Here is a 21,315-nt window from a genome sequence, read left to right as displayed (position 1 = left end):
ATTAGAAACTTAGCATCAGGCAGCAGCTGTTTCAGGGTCTGGGAATAACCTTTGGCATCACAATAGTAGCGGAACCGAGCGAAAACGACTGGTGGCATCGGTGGTAATAGGCGAACCATGACCCATGGGTATAGGCTTAGACGATGCGACATAATATGAAGTTATCTCCTTTACTTTAAGGGGTAGCCAGAGCCAGCCTGTGGCCTAGGAAAACTCTTAGGCTGGCTCTTCCCGTGGATTTTTTTGTCCACGGTTTTATTTTAGCACAAAAATTTTAACATTATAGCATATTTTGAGAAATTTTGTAAAAAATTATTGAGAGAGTCGGTAGAAGTACAGTCTTATAGCGCTACGCCCAATGGCATTGGCAAGAGGCAAGAGGCAAAAGTTTACGTGCATTAGCGTTTGAGCTTGTATCAATGTCAAACACGAAGAATGCGTAGTGCTATACCGAAAATATTCAAGTCCCGATAAGACCTATTAACAGAAATAAGATGACTTTTATTTATCTTTTATAACTGATAGAAAATCAAATATCATCACCTTAACTCCTTAGGGGAGTTGAATAACCATGCAAGTATACGACCTTGGATAAAGCTGGCGATGGGAATAATTAAAATTATGAGTTTTACTGCCATCTCTCCAGTTATATTGTAGTCGTAGGCTCTTGGATCATTGTAGTTCCTAGTATCGTTCATAAAATCATGAGCACCAATCTCAATTATCCAACTAGAGAATGCAGTCCAAACTAAGCTGTTAAGAACAATCCACCAACCTGCCCGAGTCGTATGCTTAGAAAGAGCTACCGATTGGAACCAAGATATCACTACGCAACCAATTAGGGTCGTAAGGATAGATGCTGTCCAGGTCATGGGTAATCGGATAGTTGGATTTTGTACAAATATAGATTGATATCTTAGATACCAAGAATAGAAAAAAGCCATGGTTGGTATGGCAACGTAGGCTCCTAACACAGTCCGCACAACCCATGACCAAGCGTCGGAAATGTAACGTCGCAGAACAACCCATTGTGCGATCGCTGGCCAAAACGGTATAAGCATGAACAAATACACATAAAAATTATTTTCAGTTAGCGATAACCATAACGCAACAGTAATTATCAGACCCGTGGTTGTTGGTATCGTCCACTCGATTAGAAATCTCAGACTAAGTGCTCGTTTTAGCATTGAATTCTAAATTATCTATTCCTAACTTTAGGGTGATGTCTTTGGCAAATTTAAAATCAGGCTGATTTCCCAAATCGATATAATCATACTACGATTGCGGTTCACAAATATCTAAGGAACAGGAATTTTTAACAAGGAATTTCTCCCCATCACAAAACTCCTTCTAGGAATGTGCTGATCAAGAAGGGTTATTGTTGTGGCTTCATCGTAATCATTCATTTGTAATCCATACTTGACATAGCAAATCCCATTCAGGACTTTCGAGCCGGTTATGATTTAAAGAGTATTACTTACATCGGTCAAGCTCTGTTTATCGACGTAATAAAGTGACCGCTGGCATTTGACATCACAGCGGTCACCATTGTTGTCAACGGCTCTACCCGACAATTAAACAACCCTGCCCGAAAGGGTAATTTCTAGTTCAAGCAGTTAGTTAAAAATTAGGTATTTGCCAAAACTGTCCTGAATAATTACCACAATTAGCCATAATCGGTTTATTGTCTTGGGAATCATTAATGATATCTAAACATTTATCACTGCCCGTAAACATGGTTTTGAGGCGATAATATCCAGACTTGTTTGTTGCTTCTATTTTCCAAAATTGTCCTGAATAATTACCACAGTTAGCCATAATCGGTTTATTGTCGTTAGAATCATTAATGATATCTAAACATTTATCACTGCCCGTAAATAGGGTTTTGAGGCGATAATATCCAGACTTGTTTGTTGCTACTATTTGCCAATATTGTCCTGAATAATTACCACAGTCAGCCATAATCGGTTTATTGTCGTTAGCATCATTAATGATATCTAAACATTTATCACTGCCCGTAAACATGGTTTTGAGGCGATAATTTGTTTGTCCTTGGGCAACGTTAGTAGTACTGGCAAAAGCAAGCACAGAAGACGCAACAGCTATACCAAAAGTGAAAATTATCTTTATATTTTTGTTAGACATGGTGGTATGAGACATTTTTTTAGTTTTAGAGAAAAATTGATCAATAATTGTGCCACAAACTCAACTTACCTGAGTTCGATATACCTAGGATCCACACTTACAGGTATGGGTTCTAGTTGATAGAGACTTTTTAACGACCTTGAACTCTAAGATAATCATCAGTTTCGATCTGAACTCTCCTATACCTTTTACTACAACGCCATTAGTAAGATTCCCGATTCTCTAGAAATATTTTTATCACAGCGGGTCAAGCCGCTATGAGTCTTGATCCCCGGTTTTAAAAGACGGGGCTTTAGACTTACAGGTTCCCTCGTAAATCGGCTCTTAACTACTTTCCTTGAGCAGGTAATAGGGAATAGGTAATAGGGAATAGGTAATAGGGAATAGGGAATAGGGAATAGGGAATAGGGAATAGGGAATAGGGAAAACAATCCTGTGTAGCTGATAGTTATGCAAACCGCCGTAGCTATATATAGCAATTCTCTATGCCATGAGGTACAAAAAGATCCCCCTAAATCCCCCTTATCAAGGGGGATTTTGAGGTTGAGAAGCGTACCTCATAAATCCTATAAACGCTATAGTACCTGAATGCGAACGCGCCCCGCGTGGCCTACGGCCAATCGCATTCACGCCCACCTCCGAGTAGGTTATGATTCAAGGAGTATTACTTACATCGGGCAAACCAAGTTTTTCGACTTTTCTTTTTCCTTAGTTAACGGCTGATAGGTCTTGTGAGCATACGGTTCATATCCCTCAAAACCTGAATAAGTCATCTCACACAATAACCGAGACTTGAGTGGAGAAGGAGGTAAATTTACCTTTGCTACTTTCACTTCTACTAAACCTGGATCACGCCTTAAAAGGTCAAATACATCGTGTGACAAGTAGCGGGGACAATACCCTAGGTGATAATGATCTTCTGTGGTTAACGCTAAAGCCTTATTGTCATAAGGATTATGAAGCTCGTGACATAGCCACAAAGTATCACTAACTTGTAGCTGATCTATGCGATCCATAGAACACTTTGGTAAGTGACGCAAACCATGTACTAGAAAACAAAGGTGGTATTTCCCGTCACTGTCGAGGTCTGGATAAGGAAAAACTTTAAAATTATCTGTTTGTCGATTTCCTTCGCTCCTTCCTAAAAATTCCATCAAATCAAAACTCTGGGCTGATAAGTTGAGCCGGTCTAGATGCTTTCGGTAATCTGGACGCGAGGGTGACATAACTCGGTTGGCAAAAAACGCAAACAACTCCGCCGAACAATAGGTTTTATTCCACTCTGGAAAAGACATTAGAGGCTCAAACCCAAATTTTTCTTGCGCTTCCTTTGCACCTTCTATATAAACAAACGTGTAAATTTTTTCATCAAATGTTAATCGACCCACCGGGTTCCACGATCGACTTTGATAATCTTGCCAAGCTAAAAATAAAGTTTTTAGGGAAGTGATACTCATAAATTTAATAGACAGAGCAGTCTTTTTTTGTTGGTGAGCAAAATTTTATTAGCAAAGTCAGATGCTTCTTTTGAGATACGACAATCTGGAAATGCCTGTAAAGTTGAATTTATCTGTTGCTCTGAAATTTGCTCAAGACGGTTGAGCCACTCCTGACTAGCTTTAGGATAGTGAGTGTTAACGTATTCAAAAAGTTCAAATGTTTTCAGAGGCTTTTTTTCATTTTCGTTAAGATAAAATGCTGACGGGCACCGATTTACGTAAGACTCTACAGACTTATGCTGGCGTTTAGTATCAGAAAGTTCACGACCCAGGCATGAGGCGTGATCGTAAGTGGGAGCTAGATAAATACCTGTTTGAGAGGTCTTAGGAAGTACAAACCCCCAATTTTCATGATGACGATCACCATTACCAATCCACGCATCTAGCAGCAAGTAGCCAACAAACAAATCTCTGGCATCTGTGAAACCATCAGGTACTGTCCAACTAGGGGGGAAGTTAACAGATTTTTCTCTAATCGCCTCCATAACCACTTCAATTGTATGTTGATAAGCCTTTTGCGTAACCAAAGCGGGATAATCAGGATTAATGCCACTAAGTACTTCATTACCATGCACTAGGGTTTCTCCCTCTCCTAAAAAATTGACTGTAATCACCCCTTTGTTTCCATCGGCTGTTTCTGCTAACTCATACCGCGCCGCAGGTATATCTAGAAGATTGCATAACTCAAATGCCACTTTTTCTGACCAGTCTTCTCCTGTGTTTTGTCGAGGATACTTGAACAGACACTTTTTCAATTGAGAATGATAAAACCAAAATTTTTCCTTTGTCCCCATTGTTTCCTCTTGAGCCTGACTCTCTTGCTCCGAAGTTAAACGAATGATCTCGTACTGATTTGCTACCACCTACAAAACGCTATTAAAACCCATTTACTCAAAGATGAAGTCACGTGATCGCCCTCTTCTGTCATTTTGGCACAATCGAACCAATTGGCGTCATTTCAGCCTAGGAAAAATCAGGGTTTGACCCCAGTTTGACAGAAGAGGGGTATATCGAAAATAATTAGAAACTTAGCATCAGGCACCAGCTGTTTTAGGGTCTGCGAATAACCTTTGGCATCACAACAGTTGCGGAACCGAGCGAAAACGACTGGTGGCATCGGTGGTAATAGGCGAACCATGACCCATGGGTATAGGCTTAGATGATGCGACATAATATGAAGTTATCTCCTTTACTTTAAGGGGTAGCCAGAGCCAGCCTTCGCCCTTGCAAGTACGTCAGGCTGGCTCTTCCCGTGGATTTGATTGTCCACGGTTTTATTATAACATAAAAATATTAAATTATAGCATATTTAAAAAATATTTGTAACAAATTATTGAGAGAGTTGGTAGAAGTATAGTGCTACGCGCAAGTCCGCAAGTCCGCAAGTCCGCAAGTCCGCAAGTAAGCGATTACTTACGTTTCGGAGTTTAAGAATGTCTTACACCTTAATGCCTAGTGCGCTTGCAGTCTTATTTGAGGCTGATTCCCTGTCTTGATGCAGCGCAAAGTAGCCGATAATCTATCCAAGATTTCGGCTCTAATGGCAATATATTTGGTTGGCAGGTACTCGTTGAGGCGTTCGCGTAGCGTGGCCTAAAGGCCATGACTTGAGTACTTACTTCATTCTCCTGACCCCAAGTATACCATCCGGAATAAATGGGGATGCGATCGCATCCAGGCTGAATCTCTCGCACCGCGATCGCTGAAAGCGGGCTCTTCAAGAGCACAACGGACATAAGGTTGAGTATGTTAACCTACTAGACGTGAAATAATCCTTTACAAACATCTCTTTTTTTTTTCTGGGATTACTAACTAGCATCCTGGCAAATCAGTAATTTTAATGAAAAGCCATAACTGATCGTGGAAAAATTTATCAAAAGTCCCAACCGTACCATCACCCTGCCCAAATAAGTTTCTACCATTATTACCGTTCTTGATTTTATAATAATCCTGGTTATTTACATCATGTTTTATCAACTTCCATAACTGATCGTGGAAAAATTTATCAAAAGTCCCAACCGTACCATCACCCTGCCCAAATAAGTTTCTACCATTATTAGCGTTCTTGATTTCATAATAATTCTGGTTGTTTACATCATGTTTTATCAACTTCCATATCTGATCAAAGAAAAATTTATCAAAAGTCCCGACCGTACCATCACCCCGTCCAAATAAGTACCGACCATTATTAGCATTCTGGATCCGAAAACATCTCCCATAAGCAGGGACATTTACCATTGCTAACAGACCCGAGCAAGCAATCAGGACTGCTATAGTACGGACAAAAATCTTTGTTGGTTTTCTCATGTTTATTCTTCAATATTTACAACTTAAACCACTCATTTAAACCACTTATTTAACCCACGAAAGTAGGCGGTAAGTTTTTTCAGTAATCCTTTACCGGTAAAGGACAATATACCAAAAAATGGCCACACCCCCTAAAAAGTTGCCAAGGTTACTCCTCCACCCTTACTGGGTAAGGGTTTCAGCGATTTATCCACGTAATAATGCGGGTTTCAGCCATCAAAAAGTGGCCACTTTTAAAAATGCAGTGTCTTTTGAATATAACTATACGCCTAGTGTTAGTGTCGCGAGGGCAAGCCTGATACTTCACCTAAAGTCAACTTGGCTCTCCTATAGGGATTAAAGGAAATAGTAATTCAACTTAACTCCTTGGGGCTAGGGACTGAAAATAGCCCCAAGACCAAGATAACTTAATTACCTTAGTTCGTAGTCTCGTTAATAGTAATTCAACTTTGTTTCCTTGAGCTTCTGTCGGTAAGAAGAACTAGGTCTAATTCTTGGTGTAATTATGGGCAATTCGTAATACCAATAACGCCTATTTAAGGCATTAAAGTTGTTTTCCGTTATCTTTTTCCACCTATCAAAAAAAACAAAAGATTGAAAGTGAAAATACGTTCGTGAAAAGTGGAAGTTCATTTGCGTCCACGATAGCTTAAAGGCTTATGGGAAAAGGGATAGAGGTAGTTTAGTTCTTATGTGGATATGGGCTGATATTGAGTATTTTTACTTAAGACTGTGCTAATAGCTAGAGCGAATGGCTACTAATGGTTGACTATACTGATAAAAACGAAAGGGATTAAGTCAAATTACAGAATATTCTGCATGTATGACTTTCTCCCTAAATTTAACTACTTTTGATTTCTCATGTTACCATCTCAGAATTTTGATTCCAACAACCTTGAAGCTAATCAGCTTTTAGGCACTTCAACTGCTGTGTTAAACCCAGATATATCTTCAAGTTCTGTTTTTCCAGTTCCCTTGTACGAGGTGGAACTGCGATTGCTTTAGTTATTGCTTTAGCCTTTTTCACGAAAACAGTAATCGAAGCGATTACTAAATTGGTTAAAGAGATCAATAATGATAAGTAAATACTCCGATTTTGGTATTCCTACTTGTTAACTACCAATAGCTTAACATGAAAAAATCCTCAACCATTACTAGGTAGTGGTTGGGGATTTATGATTTTGAGCAAGTACTGGTCAAACTGCTTGGGAGCAGGTCAGTTTTATAATAACATTTGTACTATTAAGCCCTGAGACTTAGAAGTTTTTAGTTTCAAGACCCACATTATTTTATTCAAAATATAATGCATATAATACTATTTGACAATATTCTGTTGTGGTGCCGGTAGAGAGCTTCGACACCTAGTTTATTATTCTCAGCCAGTGGGATAAATTAGGATGTTTTGATAGTGGGTAGTTTGGGCAAAACGGTTAAACTCAGCCCCTAATAAGGATAATATCCGCATAGAAGTCCCATTGAAGAGCCGAATGTAGGAGAGCCAGGAATGATGTTGGGTACGGTTCTGCAATCATGAATATGCCTGATAGCGGTTATTTATCCAGTTACTGTGCCATTATAATTGACTGTTCTTGGAGAGGTACTATAGTTACAATCGAGATATTTATAGTTTTTTTATAAGTTCTGTTTTAAATTACAAACTGCTTCTGCATTCCAAGTACCTCCATTTGCATTATCGTTCAAAATTCCCGACATTTTGTAGGCATTAGTGCCAATGGAAGTGACTCTCAAATTAGCTTGGTCTATTGTCTGATCGCCGCGTTTGGTTATTACACTAGCTGTCACATTGGCTCCATTCATCTTAAAGCGAAGCTCGATCTTGCCTCGTCCTCCGCGACTATTGAGGTATTGTCCTAAAAATGCAGTCTCCTTGGTCGCTACCCCTACTTGTTTCAATGCTTGATAATCGCCTATTTGAGGAGATAGGTTAAATGGTGTTTCTGTTAATAGTCGAGCTTGGACACCAATTGGATAGACTGTAGATAAAACTATGCCAAACGCATGTGTAAAAAAAGATTTTTGCTTTATAGTAGTCATGTCTAATAAGCTCAGGAAAAAAGAGGCCGATTCCTGTAGTAGCACCCGCGCCTTTGCTCTATGCCTCAAGAAAGACCTAGACCTAGCCAAGGAAGGCAAAGCCCGAGCACTATACAAACTGCCCTTCCCAGAAATCGAAAGGCTGATCAGAAGAAGGGTCTACCACTATACATTACTCCCTCGCAGTGATCATTGATTTTCCTGTCGTCGGAGGATATACTGATGACAGACAACGACAAATCTAAAAAGCGATCGCACCAACTTATCCCGGAAGTGCGATCGCTAAGTAAATGTAAAACCATTCGAGATTGATCATGACAAAAAATCCAAATTTCGCACAAGTAGCTCCCATCAACCTAGGACACGGATACAAGATTGAAGGGCTGTGGCACCCCCAACTAGACAAATTTGGGTCTGGTGCTTCCCAATTAGCTAAGCTTTTCCAATTCGACCAATCTCAGGCTTCAAGGACACTCAAACGCTTATTAGGCAAGGGTTTCCAATTCGACCAATGGAAGTCAGAAATCCACCCAGACAAGGTAAATGTAGTCTTGGTCGAGACAATCGCAGATTTGATTTGGGAATTAAGCATTCTGAAGATCGACAAGCGGAACGAAAACCTTATCCCTGGCCAGAAGACAGCCATAAAGATAGGCAAAGGATTGATGAGTATGGGACTGGTTGAGCGCTACCGGGACGGTTTTGGCTTCGAGAGTGACAAAAACTTCAGGGATAGCTTTCTCCAAGAGCAAGTGAAGCGGTTAGAAGGGGAAGTTATCGATCTACGGAACAACGACGAGTGCTGGCGGTACCTTAACCAGGAACTGAAGCAACAGCTAACGGATCTCTGTGAGGGTATGGCTGAACCTGATCAGTTAAGGACAGAGAACGAGTATTTACACCGCCTCCTTCGGGAAAATGGCATAGACCCGTACCAACCCCGATAACACCCCACAATACTCCACTCAATTCTCCCGTCTCTCTGGCGGGATTTTTATATTGATATTACTGCTTTGCTTGTTTCTGCTGCTTGAGCTTGTGCTTCAATAAGGAACTAATTCCTAAAGCTCCCAAAGCTAAAATCCCTAGAATAGAAGTAGGCTCGGGAACTCTTTCACTTGTAGACAATGACAGCTCAGCACGAGATACAATGGCATCATCTCTGTAAGATACCGAAATTTTGCCACTATTAGCATTAAATACCTTCTCGATTTCTTCTGACTTGTAAAACTCCAGTAATTTTAAAGATAGCGATTGCTTGGTTCCTATTGGTAAATTGCGGGGCGGAGCAATAATAATAGGATCTAATCCTATGATCCCAAATGTATCATCAGTGATCAGGACGTTGTTTGGTGTCAGGTCTAAAATTAGGTTCGCTTGGGATAAGTTATTGATTGATGTAGCCAAGTCAGAAAAATCAAAGCTCCAACTTGTCTGTTCATCAATCCCATTACCAAGGATGTTATCCCCATTCCTTTCTATCGTAAAATCGCCGTTTTGTAGGGTTTGACCAATACTGGGATTTAGGATTATTGAAGGAGTTGAACTGCCAATCGCTTCAGCTGTGAAATCAAGACGACTAGCCAAGGCTTTTTCAGGTATTAAGCAACTGCTCAAAACGACGGCAACTGTAGCCACTGAGAACACTTTTAAAGCAACCATATTGATACCCCAAACCAAAAATAACGTTAGAGTTAATGATAAAATAACTATATTATAGTGGCAACCATTGAAGGATGGAAGGATAGTGATCGCACTCCATTCTGAACCCCACCTCACCCTATCCATACTTGGCGGAGAAAATCCCAAACCTGCCAATCTAATTTCCGCGATTAGCCCTTCGGGCTAAGCTTGGCCGTAGGCCACGCCAAAGGCGAACGCGATCGCGTAGCGTGGCCTACGGCCAATCGCATTCACGCCCACCTCCGAGCACGTTATGATTCAAGGAGTATTAGTTACATCGGGCAAACACGATTTATTGACGTAATCGAGTGACCGCTGGCATTTGACATCACAGCGATCACCATTTTAGTCAACAGCTCTATCCGACAATGAAACAGCCCTGGGGTGTTACGCGGGATTCCTCTTGGCTTAAAAGCATAAGCAATGTCCCTCACTCCTCCTGAGAATTGCTATAACTATTCGTAAGCATATGCGCTACGCGCACGCGTGCGCGTTCAGCTATCAGCCGTCAGCTATCAGTTATTGAATAAAACAAAGCATGCGAATAATACTGAGTTAAGTCCCAGGGTCGTTCGCACAGCGTGGCCAAAGGCCAAAGTCTGTGCAACGAACGAGGTTTATTTTAAGCTGATTGCTGACCGCTGACCGCTGACCGCTGACCGCTGATAACTTACTATCCCTCAATAATATCTGTAAGCAAAAGATTCAAGTTTTCCACCGTTAACAGAGGCAAGTTAGGATTCTCCGTACTACTCACATTTTCTGGGTTGGAAAAGAGACTAAAACTAAACAGATATCGTCCCCTGGTTTGATTGGGGTTTTTCTGAGTCTGCCAATTGTCAATTTCCCGGACAATATTTGTTCGCAGTTGTTGAGTCACTGCTAACATATCGGTGGAATCCCCAGACTTTTGAACCGTAAATCGAGGAGTTAGTAGAACAGGTAAGGAAGCTAACAGTTCCTCATCATTAGTGTTGCTAGCTAAAGCAAAGGCATACTGACAGCTAATCCGAATATCATAAGGACGGTTAATGATAGCTGGCAGCAAGACCTTGAATAACTCTTCCAGATGCTGTGTCAAGGTTTTACTTCTGGAATCGCCCAGGTCTGCAATATCCCAACGCTTATCATTAACAATTAGAGGAGTAATCCGATTCTTAAACCGGACTTCAGGAGTCTGGAAGATGAAAGCAGCATTAGTTTCCCTGCCATCAATCAAATTTTTATTGCGGGCGAGACGGATAGCACCCCAGGCATTTTGATAGTCCAACACATCCAAATTAGTCACAGTCACCTTACGATCCGGTAATGCCGACTCCCCAAAGGTTTCTACCCCAGTTGCATCAAGCAATTTGGTGAAATCATACTCAATTGTCGTATAAGGTACTGTGGGGGAGTTAGTGGTTACATCGTTTTGCCTGGTCTCATTTAACTCATACCCTGGTAACTCAATGTCTAAGACTTGTTGATCAGCAACGGGAAGATTGTTAGTGGGAGTGATGATAACCGTTTTGGTTTCTTGGTCAGCGGATAGGTTTTCATCAATATTGTAGTGAACTGTCTGGCGAGATGCCTGTGCGATCGCAATCGGTTGCCAAATTTGCCATGACCTAGCCACGTCTTCTGCTAGAGTCGCAAAGGCACTGAGGGCAGAGGTAACCGTAGTCTGGTTGTCATCGGTTAACCCTGTTTCCAAAGCTTTGAGATCACTGGCTAGGGTTGGATATAGATTGTTAAACCGCACCAGGGTATCTAACAGTGGATCAATAGTATTAGTCGTATCAATAATTGTGCCAACACCCACTGGGTCCGCAATCTCTGCATTAACTGCATTACTCAGGACAATAGTAAAGGTTTCATTATTTTCAACAACATCATCGCTCTTGACTTCCACCTGAATTTCTTTGCTGGTTTCACCTGGATCAAATTGTAGAGTTCCTTGAGTTGCCGTGTAATCTTCTGGTGCTTTCGCAGTGACATCCTGGGTTTGATAATTAACAGTAACAGTCTTTTCAGAGGGAGGAGATAAGGTAACAGTGAAAACTGCAAATGTTTCGTCTTGATTTTCTTCGGGTTCCTTCAAAGAGACATCATTAATCGTTAATTTAGAGGAACCATTGTATTCAATCCGGCATTCAATGGTATCTTGAGCCACATCGGGATGTTCATAGAGGAAAACATAATTCCAGTCTCGAATATCCTCAGCACTGAGAATATCACCAGCAAAACTGTCGGGGTCAGGAATTGCTGTATGGGAAATCAGAGAAGGAGGAAGGGGAAAATCTCGCAAAGGAATCGGAATTTGAACATCTCCAATTTGATTAGGCTCATCGTTGAGAGGTTGAATAAAATTGAGCCAAGAGGAGGTGGAATTGGTAGTATTAATATTATATTCCAACTCATTAACCTGATAGTTCAGATTAACCGCAATATCTTCGTAACGCTGAGGCGTTTGGGTATTGAAGAAAAAGGTCAGCGTAGACTTACCATTGTTGGCATCGCTCAGGGAAATTTTAGCTGGAGATAAGGTGAAATCTATCGATTGAAGCAGAGCTTGCTTTTCTGCGTCAGAACTAGTGGAGTTGGGTGTACTTTCAAGATTGGTGTAATAAGCCCCGCTCATGACTGGTTGCCCAGATAAACGAGGAATATCTTGACCAGACCATTGATAGCCATCAGCGATCGCTACATCCACGTTATATTGAACAATGGTTTCAATGTCGTAAGCATCTGCTAAATTTGTTAGCAATTCCTTTTGGAGTGCTGCCACTGCTAAGGTTTGGCGAGTAGTATACTCTGAGGAATTTGTATCCAAAGAAGTATCCAATACATGGGTCACATTTTTACTAATCGAATCTGCCAAACTTGCTTTGACATCTAAAATCCGCCCAAGCTCACCCTTTAAGGTGGTATCATTCACTGCAGGGATAGCTGTTTCCGGTTTCAGGATATCTTCAATAGCACGTAAATACTTACGGGCTAAACCATTCAGGTCTACCGCATCCACTCGCACGGTTTCTGTTGAGGTTTGGTCAAGTCCATTCTGTTGGGTGTAGCTGTAAAGGTTTACTTCCCCTGAGATTAAGGTATTGCTCAAAGGCGCAGCAGAAAAGAAGTAGGGGAAATCCTCTTTGATATCGTAACTAATCCCGGTATCCCCCAGATGAACTGCCCACAGGGTATCACTGTTTTGAGGATTAGCATTATCAATATTCCCAGCATTCCTCCCCACTGCTAGCTTTAAGTTAGGTAGTGCTTGCTCAAATGCCTTCGCAAAGGGGTCAAGGGAGGCCAGGCGTTCACTAAACTCAGCATTTTGATCATCTGAGGAGCTTGTCAGCACAACGGTTTTGGGGGCAAAATAGGCTGATACTACCTCAGCTTCAGGCACAAAGCCTGGATGCATCAAATCGTTGTTGCGTCGCATTTCCAGCTGTACGGTGACCGAGAATAGTAACTCCGTGGGATACAGAAGACTATTATTGTTATCCCGGATAGTGAGATCAACCGTTGTGCTAGCTACTGCTGGGGGAACAATCCAATTCTGTAAGGGCTCAATTAGACCCGATTCATTTTGGAGCGCTTGTCCTACTTCTGCTACAGTCAGGGGGCGTTGCGAACGCTTTTCTAACAGATCCACCGCTGTTTTCAGACAACTGAGGTCATACATGCGATGAATAATCTCCAATGATGTCTGTAAGGTTTCGCTCAATAGCTGATCATTATTACGGTTCTCTTCAATGTCAGCGATCGCATCCGGCACATCCAAGGTTTCAGGTTGAGTATAAACCGTTGATGGCTCGAATTGGGATTTAAGGTTTCCTTCAGCATCCAGCAGTGTTGCTTTCAAGATACTCAAGGAAGATTCACTATCATTGGGATCAAGTAAGGCCCGTAACGCAATGCGATTTGCCCCTTCTAAGTTGTCCAGTTGCTCATAAATAGCATTCACCGCCCCAATGCTTTGCTGGGCTTGACTGGCTTCGGCATCAATAGTATTTTTGAAATTAACCAGGGTTAGCGCCCATCGAGAGGTGAGGGTGTAGAAGGTTTCATCGGTTCCGGTCTGGATAGTTTGACTATCAATGAAAGCCGCTAACCGTTCTAAGTCGCTATTTACCGTATCGTCGCTGTTGTAACTAATCTTAGTCAGGGATGCCAAAACCGGACGGACATCGATAGCAGCATTACCACTCAAGAGTCCTGCCAGGGTTTGGTTAGCGATCGCTACTGCTGCTGGGGTAATTTCCGTTCCCATGGTACTGGTTAAGGTACTCAGGGATGTGGTTTGAGCTGTGGATTCTAGCACTGCTAGAGAGTCAGCGTTCTGTGCAGAAGAGGTATCTAGGGTAAAGCGATCCGGAATGTAGAGGGTTGCCCCGGACTGTAACGCTAAAGTGGGAGTTTGAAGAGCAATATCCCCTGCTGTGGTTTGATCGGTAATAATTTGACCATCATGGGCAGCAGCAATAGCAATCATTTGGTCAAAGCTATCCCCACTGGTGACAGTGTAGTTAAACAGCACGTCAGCCAGGATTACATCCTCCGTACCAAATAACCCAGTCATATCGCTGACAGCACCAGCAACCACAGCTAATTGACTAGCGATCGCAGACTCAGTCAGAATATCACTGATATTGCCCACCGCTTGTACCGTTTCCAACACCGTGCGATGAAGGTTGGTTTGTAGATGAAGCTGCTGAGTTAGGTAAGCAAGGGTGTTCCGTTCGGGCAGAATTGCCTCAGCAATGGTATACTCCAGGGCACCCACTTCAGCAACAATGCCCGATTTCAGCACATCGATAGCGCGAGCATCAGTAGTGGCGACAAACTGGTTAAGGGCAATGTGATATAGACTATCCTGATCCTGGATGGTGTAATCAAGGCTAATCTCGGGGATTGTTATTGTGGAACCTGCCACCAGTAAATCCTGGCGTTGGGCATTGGCAGTAATGACCGTTTCAGTAGTTTCTATCCTAGACGTATTGGGGAATGCCGTAGCGATCGCACTCCAGGTCTTGTCAGTGATCACCTTGATGTCTACATTAAACGGAGTTGGTGAAGCTTCATCTTTCTTGGTCACCGTGACCGTTAATGTTGTGTCCGTGGGGAAAATTTCCAGATTACGAATGGCCTCAACCACATCCTGGGATTCTGCTAACAGACGGTCTCGAAGAGTGCCCAAAGTTTCGCCATCCTGGGTTGTGCTATCCAAGGCTGAAACCGTAACCCCTGCCAGCAATACCGTCGATTCATTCTCTGCAATAATCTCATTGATCCGGTCGGTCAGGATCTGGTCAAACTCCCGATCCAGGTCAGCATTTTCCAGCTGCAATACCCCATAGGCAATTTCTTCGAGGGTGGCGTTTAGGGTAACGTAATTGTTGACGTGGGGTGCTTCTAGACCGTTGATCAGGACACCATTGGTTAAAGTTTCGGTCGTATCTAACCCTTGAGCAATGGTTTGTAGGAGGGTTTCGATCAGGTGGTCTTCCTCTAGGGCGAGTTGTGCGATCGCAATTGACTCGAAGGTATCCCCATCTTGAACGGTATAGCTTACGAAATGATTAGCGGTATCAGTGTAAGAAATAATCCCACCGACCGCTAATAAATCCGCCGTTTTTGCATATTTAGTGACAATTTCCTCAACTTTGGCACTTTGAGTGCCGTAATCTTTGTTGAGCTTACTTGCGATCGCATTTAAGCTGTTGGTTGGCTCAACCCGAATACCTACAGGAATCTGAATATTAAGAGGACAGAAAATACCACTGACTGCACTATTACTATCCCCTAAATCTCCAATATCACACCCATACTGATTGGCAACCCATTCCAGGTCTTGACCGTTACCAGCAACTGTATAGGCAAATTCCTGGAGATATTCCAAAGTGACCAAATACTTATAGACATTATCCACAAAGTCCGTGAAGGCGGCACGCTGGGAATCAGTCAACTCCTGGTCACTGCTGGGAATCACCGATGTACTCACCGTAAAGGTTAAGTTTGAGTCATGAACCTGATAGTAAATTTGTTGATAAGTAGCGCGGTCAGTTTTAATCTTATCCAGTGCCTCAGTGAAAAGATTCCCAGGAGTGGGAATATATTTAGATTGGTCTAACACCAACTCCAGAATCAAATTAGCAGTCTTATCATCCTTGCTGGTAATCCTATAGCTTTCACCCACCGAGGGCCATTGATTGATTCCCAAAATCGGGTCGAAATAACCTAATTTTTGGCTAATACCTTCTGCAAAGTCCCCATCACTTCCCAAACGATTCCCATAGATATCTTGCCAGCGAAAATCCAACTTAAAGGTATCTCCAATACCGTAATAGGGATTGAGGGTATCCTTGAGAATTTCCGGTAATGCTTGGGATTCTGTGTGGGCGGCGGTAGTTAAAGCATAAACCGGCAAGACTTTTTCATAGACCCATGTTGTATTATCCTCATCCTCTTCAATCGGTCCGATCGGTAGACGGTCTTGCCCGGTTTTAAAGTCAGCTTCAATTGTACTGGGCAGCTGATAACTTAAAAGCTGATAGAGGTTTTGAATCTCATCGGTAGCAGTATTATTGTCTACAGGTTCAATGGAGTCACGGGTCAGTCTAAAACCAAGATTTCCCGCCGGAATCCTTAACACATTAGTTGTTTGACTACTAGTGGCAAAAATTTCGCTGACAACAGCCCTTAGTGTAATACTTTGGGAATGATCAGATGGAATATTAAGGCAGTTGTGATAGCTAGCGGCAGTACTGCTAAAGGTCATTAACAGAGTGACCTGAGCCGTTTCCCCATCAGCAAACAGAGAGTCTGGTAAGCCCTTTTGCTCATCGTTTTCTGTATAGCTATAGTTGAGGTAATAGCCTTCACTATTTACAACAGTGCTTTCCTGTACCAGTCTTAGGAATGGTAGGAAGGTCGTAGACACGTCTAGTGTCACCGTAGGATTATCCCCAGAATCTAGGGATAAATTCGTCTTCAGCATCAAGACTTCAGCACTGCCATTACGGGTCAGAACTTTCGATTCACCACTGTCATCACTGTCATCCAAATACAACAAGGTCAAGGTTGTAGGAGTTACGTTTGCTGTCAGAATATCTTGCAGCAATTGCCGACTAGCGGTTTCAATCCGTTCAATAGCGTATACGGTGGGCAAAAATCCGCTCCCATCTGATGGTGAGACTTGGCGGATTTCCAATGTTAATTTAGTTGCCCAGGTATATCCTGGGTCAATCTCCGCAGTATTTAAGGTTTCCCCATCTTGAACTGGCTGCTGATTGTAGAGAAGGGTTAAGCTTGTCTGATCAGACTTAGACTTGAGATAATCACATAAACCGGAAGGAAGTTCCCACAGCAGATTTTTACTATTGCCATTGATAGATTCATTCCAGTCAGTTTTGGCGCGAATAGTGTATTGCTGGTTAGTGGGATTGTAAAACTCCAGCAGTGTTGGAGGAGTTGTGGGCAAAATTCCACTGGTTTCTGCCTCATCAAGCTGCTTAATAAGCGTAATGGTGTTGTAGGGAGGATCACTATCCGGGAAAGGGTAATTGAGTTCACAGGTTAACGTTTCACTATCACTGGTCTGACTAGTTTCACTATCACTGGTCTGACTTTGATAATCAATTAGTCGAATCCAAGTCAACATAACCGGAACCGGTTTAAATAACCGAATTTCATTGGGAGTAATGGTTACCGTCTCACTATCCCCGTCTGTTGCGGGAGGGGTGCGCGTAACTGTAACAGTAAATTGTTGTCCTGTAGCAATATAAGCAGCTTGTTGTTGTCCTGTAGCAATATAAGCAGCTTGTTGTTCTCCATTAACGGTTGTAGTGTTATCTGTAAAGGTGGGTATTCGCAATCCATGCAACAAGAATCGTGAGGTCATTCCCGCTAAGGATTGGAACGACTCACCACCATTGAAATGATTGAGTAAGTCAATCAGAGTAATCGTGCCATTGGCATCAACCCCATCTTTTTTATCCCTAACATGATCGATGCCAAGCTGCACCGCAGAACGAATAATTAAGGTGAAGTAGTCAATAAATAGGAGTTCAGCGATCGCTAAATCTGCGGATGCATCGTTGGTCGGTATTTGTCCCAGCACTTCTTCTGTGCTCTGGTTATGGTTATAGTTGGAGGATTGAAAATAATTTTGAATCGCCTTGATTTGAGCGGGAGAATATTTCGTACTATCAAAATCAACGATATTGGGCTGCTTATTGGGATCATTCTCATCAGCACCATCCTTGAGTTCCATCTCAAGTTGAGGAAACATCGGGAAAATGGTACCACTAATTTCCGTATCCGCACTAATGGGGCGGTCGGTGATATCAAAGATAAAGTTAACAGACAAGAATCGAATCAGGGGTGCCCAAAAATCATCCGCCGGTTCTTCCTCTAAGTAGTTAACGAATAGGGTATAAACATCTTCTAACAATTCCAAGGTTAAGTCTTGATTATCAACATTAACAGCAATTGTGTCGATATTTAAAGCATTACGCTCACTATCTGATAAATAAGCATAAATCACCCATTTGAATAGGGCTTTAACTAACTCATCAAAGTCCGTATCATTATCATTGGTAGAGTTATCATCTAGAGGAATCGAGTTTTCCATAAACAATAACCCGATACCACTGACTTCTGTTTCGGTCTTAGTATCTGTTTCGGTCTTAGTAAAGGACGGTTGAAAATAAATATCGAGGCGAAGCTTGCCGTCTTTTACAGTTTCCGTGCGCACGTCTCCGGGCAGTGCTAGCTGAATTCCCGTTGTGCCATCATCCCATCGCAATGACCGTCCACCAGATGTTTGGGTAGTGCCATTTGTCGTAGTAGTATTTGTAGTAGTTACATTTGTAACTGTTCTTGTGCTACTAATGGTCTGGGCTTTAGCAAAACCAAAGCGATTAGCCCTACCATTTTTTTTGATTCGATAGGGACGCACGGTTTGAGCACGGGCAGTAAATACCGGCACAGTGGCTGCCATGGCTCCCCCAGAACCAGCAGCGAGTTGCCAGGGTGGTGTGCTATCTGAACCGAGGACAAATTGCTCCCGCACGGTCAAGTTAAACTTAAATCTGATCCGGACAAAGGCAATCTTGATCGATGCTCTGACAGAAACCGTAGCCACCAGAGCCACCTGAATAGCTTTGTATACCTCCACCACAAACAGCACCGCAACTTTAACCAGGACTTCTATATCAACCTGAATCACTTTAAAGTCCACGACACCATAGATCCGACCAACAATGGCTACACCACCCTGAATCCGGTAATAGGTGGCCTTTTTCTGATTAGTATCGGTGGGATTATAGGTAGCAAACACCCCTTGCAAAAGGCCATGGATGGTAATGCTGAATTCCGCGCGCAGAGGACCTTTCTTGATAATTTTCCCCAACCCGACCTGTAAGCCAATGCCAAATTCCAATACCGGGTCAAAGGTGCCACTAACAATGTCGGGAACACTGGTGGCTGTTTCTGCACTCAGTTTATTGAAATAGAAGCCCCCTAATCCTAAAAAGATGCCCACATTAACGGCAATGGATCTGGAAAAGTCACCACCCCAAGGGAAGCCCACATCGATACCAAAGTCTCCATTGGTATAGATTTCAATGGCAACCACTGGCAGGGTAATATGAACAGCGCCAAAGTCGATATAGCGCATGGTGTCCGGTAAAACCAGCTCACTGCGATAGACCCCGACAGTATCACTAATGCGGCGATAGAGGATTTCAAATTCAAATCCAGCAAAACTCTGTACCGGGGGTCCCGACAAGCTAATGCGCAGCCCGTAGATAAAGGGATCGTTGAAAATTACACTGATCTCAATGGCACCCAAAATCACAAATTGGGCACCAATTAACCACCCACTCTCTGCACTAAACTGAATGGGCTGACCTGAAAATTGAATCGGTTGAGTGGGGTCAGAACTTACGGCTGAGGGTAAGGACTGTAGCAGAGCTGTGAGGGGATTTTGCCGCCGTTTAATGGGAGGAAGGGGTACCAAGGTTTGGCGCATCACCGTGGTGAATTGCTCAATAGTACGAGCTTGTTGCACAATTTCTGGTGCGAAGGCAACCCGTTGTCCCAAAGCCAGGAACTTCAGCTCGAAGATCGGGGCTTTAGTGCTGGGCACTTCTGGGGGATTTTCATTGACTGGGTCCCACTGAACTCGCTTTTTGGGTTGTCCAGGAATACTTAAGTCTACTGCGATCGCTATTTTTTTATTGGATGCTGTTCTAGCATTATTTTGTTGGGTACTGACCTGAGATGACTTAGTCCCAAACTGGTAAGACAACCCCACATTGGATACCTTAGCAATCAAGACATTCAAGGTCGCCTTGTAGGAAATGGTGATGGATTTATTAGTTAGGTCTATCTCCAGACTAAACTTATCTAGCGCTATTTCTTGTTTAGCAAATTCATCCCAGGGTGGGTCGAGTTCAAAGTCAGTAATGCTGGAGTCATATACACTGACAATATAGGCAATCAGGTCACCAATAGTGGGATTATTGTTGCCATTGATCAAACTAACGCTAAACCGCAACAGTTTACGATTATTGATATTGGTGTAAACTGCGCTCAACAACAGGGTACTGATTTGGAGTTGGAAAATTAACTCACCGGTACGATTAGCCAGGGCTTGGGGTGAACGACCAGAGCCTGATGTGCTACTGGTTTGGCTAAAGGTATAGATAACCGAGAGTTGTAAGGTATCGAAAAAGGGAATCGAGGCTTTGACCGTTCCTGCGATCGCTCCTTTTAGGGTCGTAGAGGTTCCCCCTGGTTTATTACTCGACCTTTTAGTAATTTGAATCGCCGCTTGGATTTGCAGGGTTTCTTCCCCTGGCACTAAAGCAATGCCAGTATCCCAATCCATGGATCCGGTGAAGGTATAGCGGGATTCGACGATTTGGGTATTACTGTCTTGATAGCGGGTTTGTTGTAGCGCAAATGCCAGGGAAACTACTAAATCCCGCAACCCATACTCATCGAGCTTATCCTGGGAAAATCCAAAAGCTTTGATGACTTCGGTAATACTAATATTTTCAGCAGTGGCAGAAAATCCCCACTGACTGGCAATATTTCCATTTTTTGAGGAAAATTGATGGGCGACCTTAACCGCAAATTCGCCCCCAAATAACTCAAACAGCCCCTCAAATGACAGTTTTCGCTGCTGGGAGAGGGATTCTGCCGTATTCTGTTGAGTGCCATTGGTTGAGCCAGAAGATTTGACCGACGACACTGACAGAGCAAGCTGTTCGATGGATAAGGTTGGCCCCGAATCGAGGGTAATCGACCAGGGATTTTCAATGGCAGCCTCAAAAGAAAATGCCCCTTTATCCGGTCGCAATTCCACCGCCATTTTGGTAATGGCTAAGTTCTGAATCGAGTCTGGTGCATCTAATTCTGGAATCAGTTCTTCCAAAAGCGCCACGACATAAAGTCGCTGTCCAGCAATCATACCGCCCCGATAAACCGTTACGTTGCGGTCTTCAATTTTCTCCAGGATCAAATTGACAGTTTCACCAGCAACGGTTAGCTCGGAGATCATACCAAAGCTAACACTGGTTGTTCTTTGCACTATTGCAGTCATGGCTCGATTCAGAAAAGATTACTAGGC

12 protein-coding genes are annotated in these 21,315 nt (G+C 42.8%); 2 read left to right on the top strand and 10 right to left on the bottom strand.

Annotation, left to right across the window (positions count from 1 at the left end):
- Positions 1–539 precede the first annotated feature (539 nt).
- The 8 genes from F6K49_RS21395 to F6K49_RS21355 all read right to left on the bottom strand — a co-directional run bounded on the left by F6K49_RS21395 (position 540) and on the right by F6K49_RS21355 (position 8,006).
- On the bottom strand, positions 540–1,061 hold the full coding sequence (locus F6K49_RS21395; RefSeq protein WP_293099848.1) for a hypothetical protein: 522 nt from the start codon (positions 1,059–1,061) through the stop codon (positions 540–542).
- Between the two features lie 559 nt (positions 1,062–1,620).
- Positions 1,621–2,160, bottom strand: coding sequence for an RICIN domain-containing protein (locus tag F6K49_RS21390; RefSeq protein WP_293023064.1), 540 nt, complete (start codon positions 2,158–2,160; stop codon positions 1,621–1,623).
- 309 nt (positions 2,161–2,469) lie between these two features.
- The gene (locus F6K49_RS21385) at positions 2,470–2,601 is read right to left on the bottom strand and encodes a hypothetical protein (RefSeq protein ID WP_293023066.1); all 132 of its coding nucleotides are present in this window, start codon (positions 2,599–2,601) and stop codon (positions 2,470–2,472) included.
- Positions 2,602–2,813: 212 nt separating this feature from the next.
- Positions 2,814–3,602, bottom strand: a complete 789-nt coding sequence (locus F6K49_RS21380) for an HIRAN domain-containing protein (RefSeq protein WP_293099844.1) — start codon at positions 3,600–3,602, stop codon at positions 2,814–2,816.
- Complete coding sequence (locus F6K49_RS21375; protein ID WP_293023072.1) at positions 3,599–4,507, bottom strand: HipA domain-containing protein; 909 nt, start codon at positions 4,505–4,507, stop codon at positions 3,599–3,601. Before F6K49_RS21375 ends, F6K49_RS21380 begins: the two co-directional genes overlap by 4 nt.
- A gap of 606 nt (positions 4,508–5,113) precedes the next feature.
- Entirely contained in the window at positions 5,114–5,380 is a 267-nt protein-coding gene (locus F6K49_RS21365; protein WP_293023077.1) for a hypothetical protein, read from the bottom strand.
- A gap of 76 nt (positions 5,381–5,456) precedes the next feature.
- Complete coding sequence (locus tag F6K49_RS21360; RefSeq protein WP_293023079.1) at positions 5,457–5,951, bottom strand: RICIN domain-containing protein; 495 nt, start codon at positions 5,949–5,951, stop codon at positions 5,457–5,459.
- Positions 5,952–7,583: 1,632 nt separating this feature from the next.
- Complete coding sequence (locus F6K49_RS21355) at positions 7,584–8,006, bottom strand: hypothetical protein (RefSeq protein ID WP_293023081.1); 423 nt, start codon at positions 8,004–8,006, stop codon at positions 7,584–7,586.
- Here F6K49_RS21355 and F6K49_RS21350 point away from each other — a divergent pair.
- Together F6K49_RS21350 and F6K49_RS21345 are read left to right on the top strand one after the other, a co-directional pair.
- Positions 8,005–8,202, top strand: a complete 198-nt coding sequence (locus tag F6K49_RS21350) for a hypothetical protein (RefSeq protein WP_293023083.1) — start codon at positions 8,005–8,007, stop codon at positions 8,200–8,202. The two genes, F6K49_RS21355 and F6K49_RS21350, sit on opposite strands and share 2 nt — an antisense overlap.
- A gap of 118 nt (positions 8,203–8,320) precedes the next feature.
- Positions 8,321–8,953 carry a hypothetical protein gene (locus tag F6K49_RS21345; RefSeq protein WP_293023086.1) on the top strand — a complete coding sequence of 211 codons (633 nt, stop codon included), beginning with the start codon at positions 8,321–8,323 and terminating at the stop codon, positions 8,951–8,953.
- 58 nt (positions 8,954–9,011) lie between these two features.
- Here F6K49_RS21345 and F6K49_RS21340 read toward each other — a convergent pair whose 3' ends face one another.
- Together F6K49_RS21340 and F6K49_RS21335 are read right to left on the bottom strand one after the other, a co-directional pair.
- Entirely contained in the window at positions 9,012–9,668 is a 657-nt protein-coding gene (locus tag F6K49_RS21340; protein ID WP_293023089.1) for a PEP-CTERM sorting domain-containing protein, read from the bottom strand.
- A gap of 694 nt (positions 9,669–10,362) precedes the next feature.
- Positions 10,363–21,288 carry a Calx-beta domain-containing protein gene (locus F6K49_RS21335; RefSeq protein WP_293099839.1) on the bottom strand — a complete coding sequence of 3,642 codons (10,926 nt, stop codon included), beginning with the start codon at positions 21,286–21,288 and terminating at the stop codon, positions 10,363–10,365.
- Positions 21,289–21,315 lie beyond the last annotated feature (27 nt).

This window comes from Moorena sp. SIO3I6, assembly GCF_010672095.1.
The sequence above is the reverse complement of the archived record's forward strand: the minus strand, read 5'-3'. Positions and strand labels throughout refer to the sequence as shown.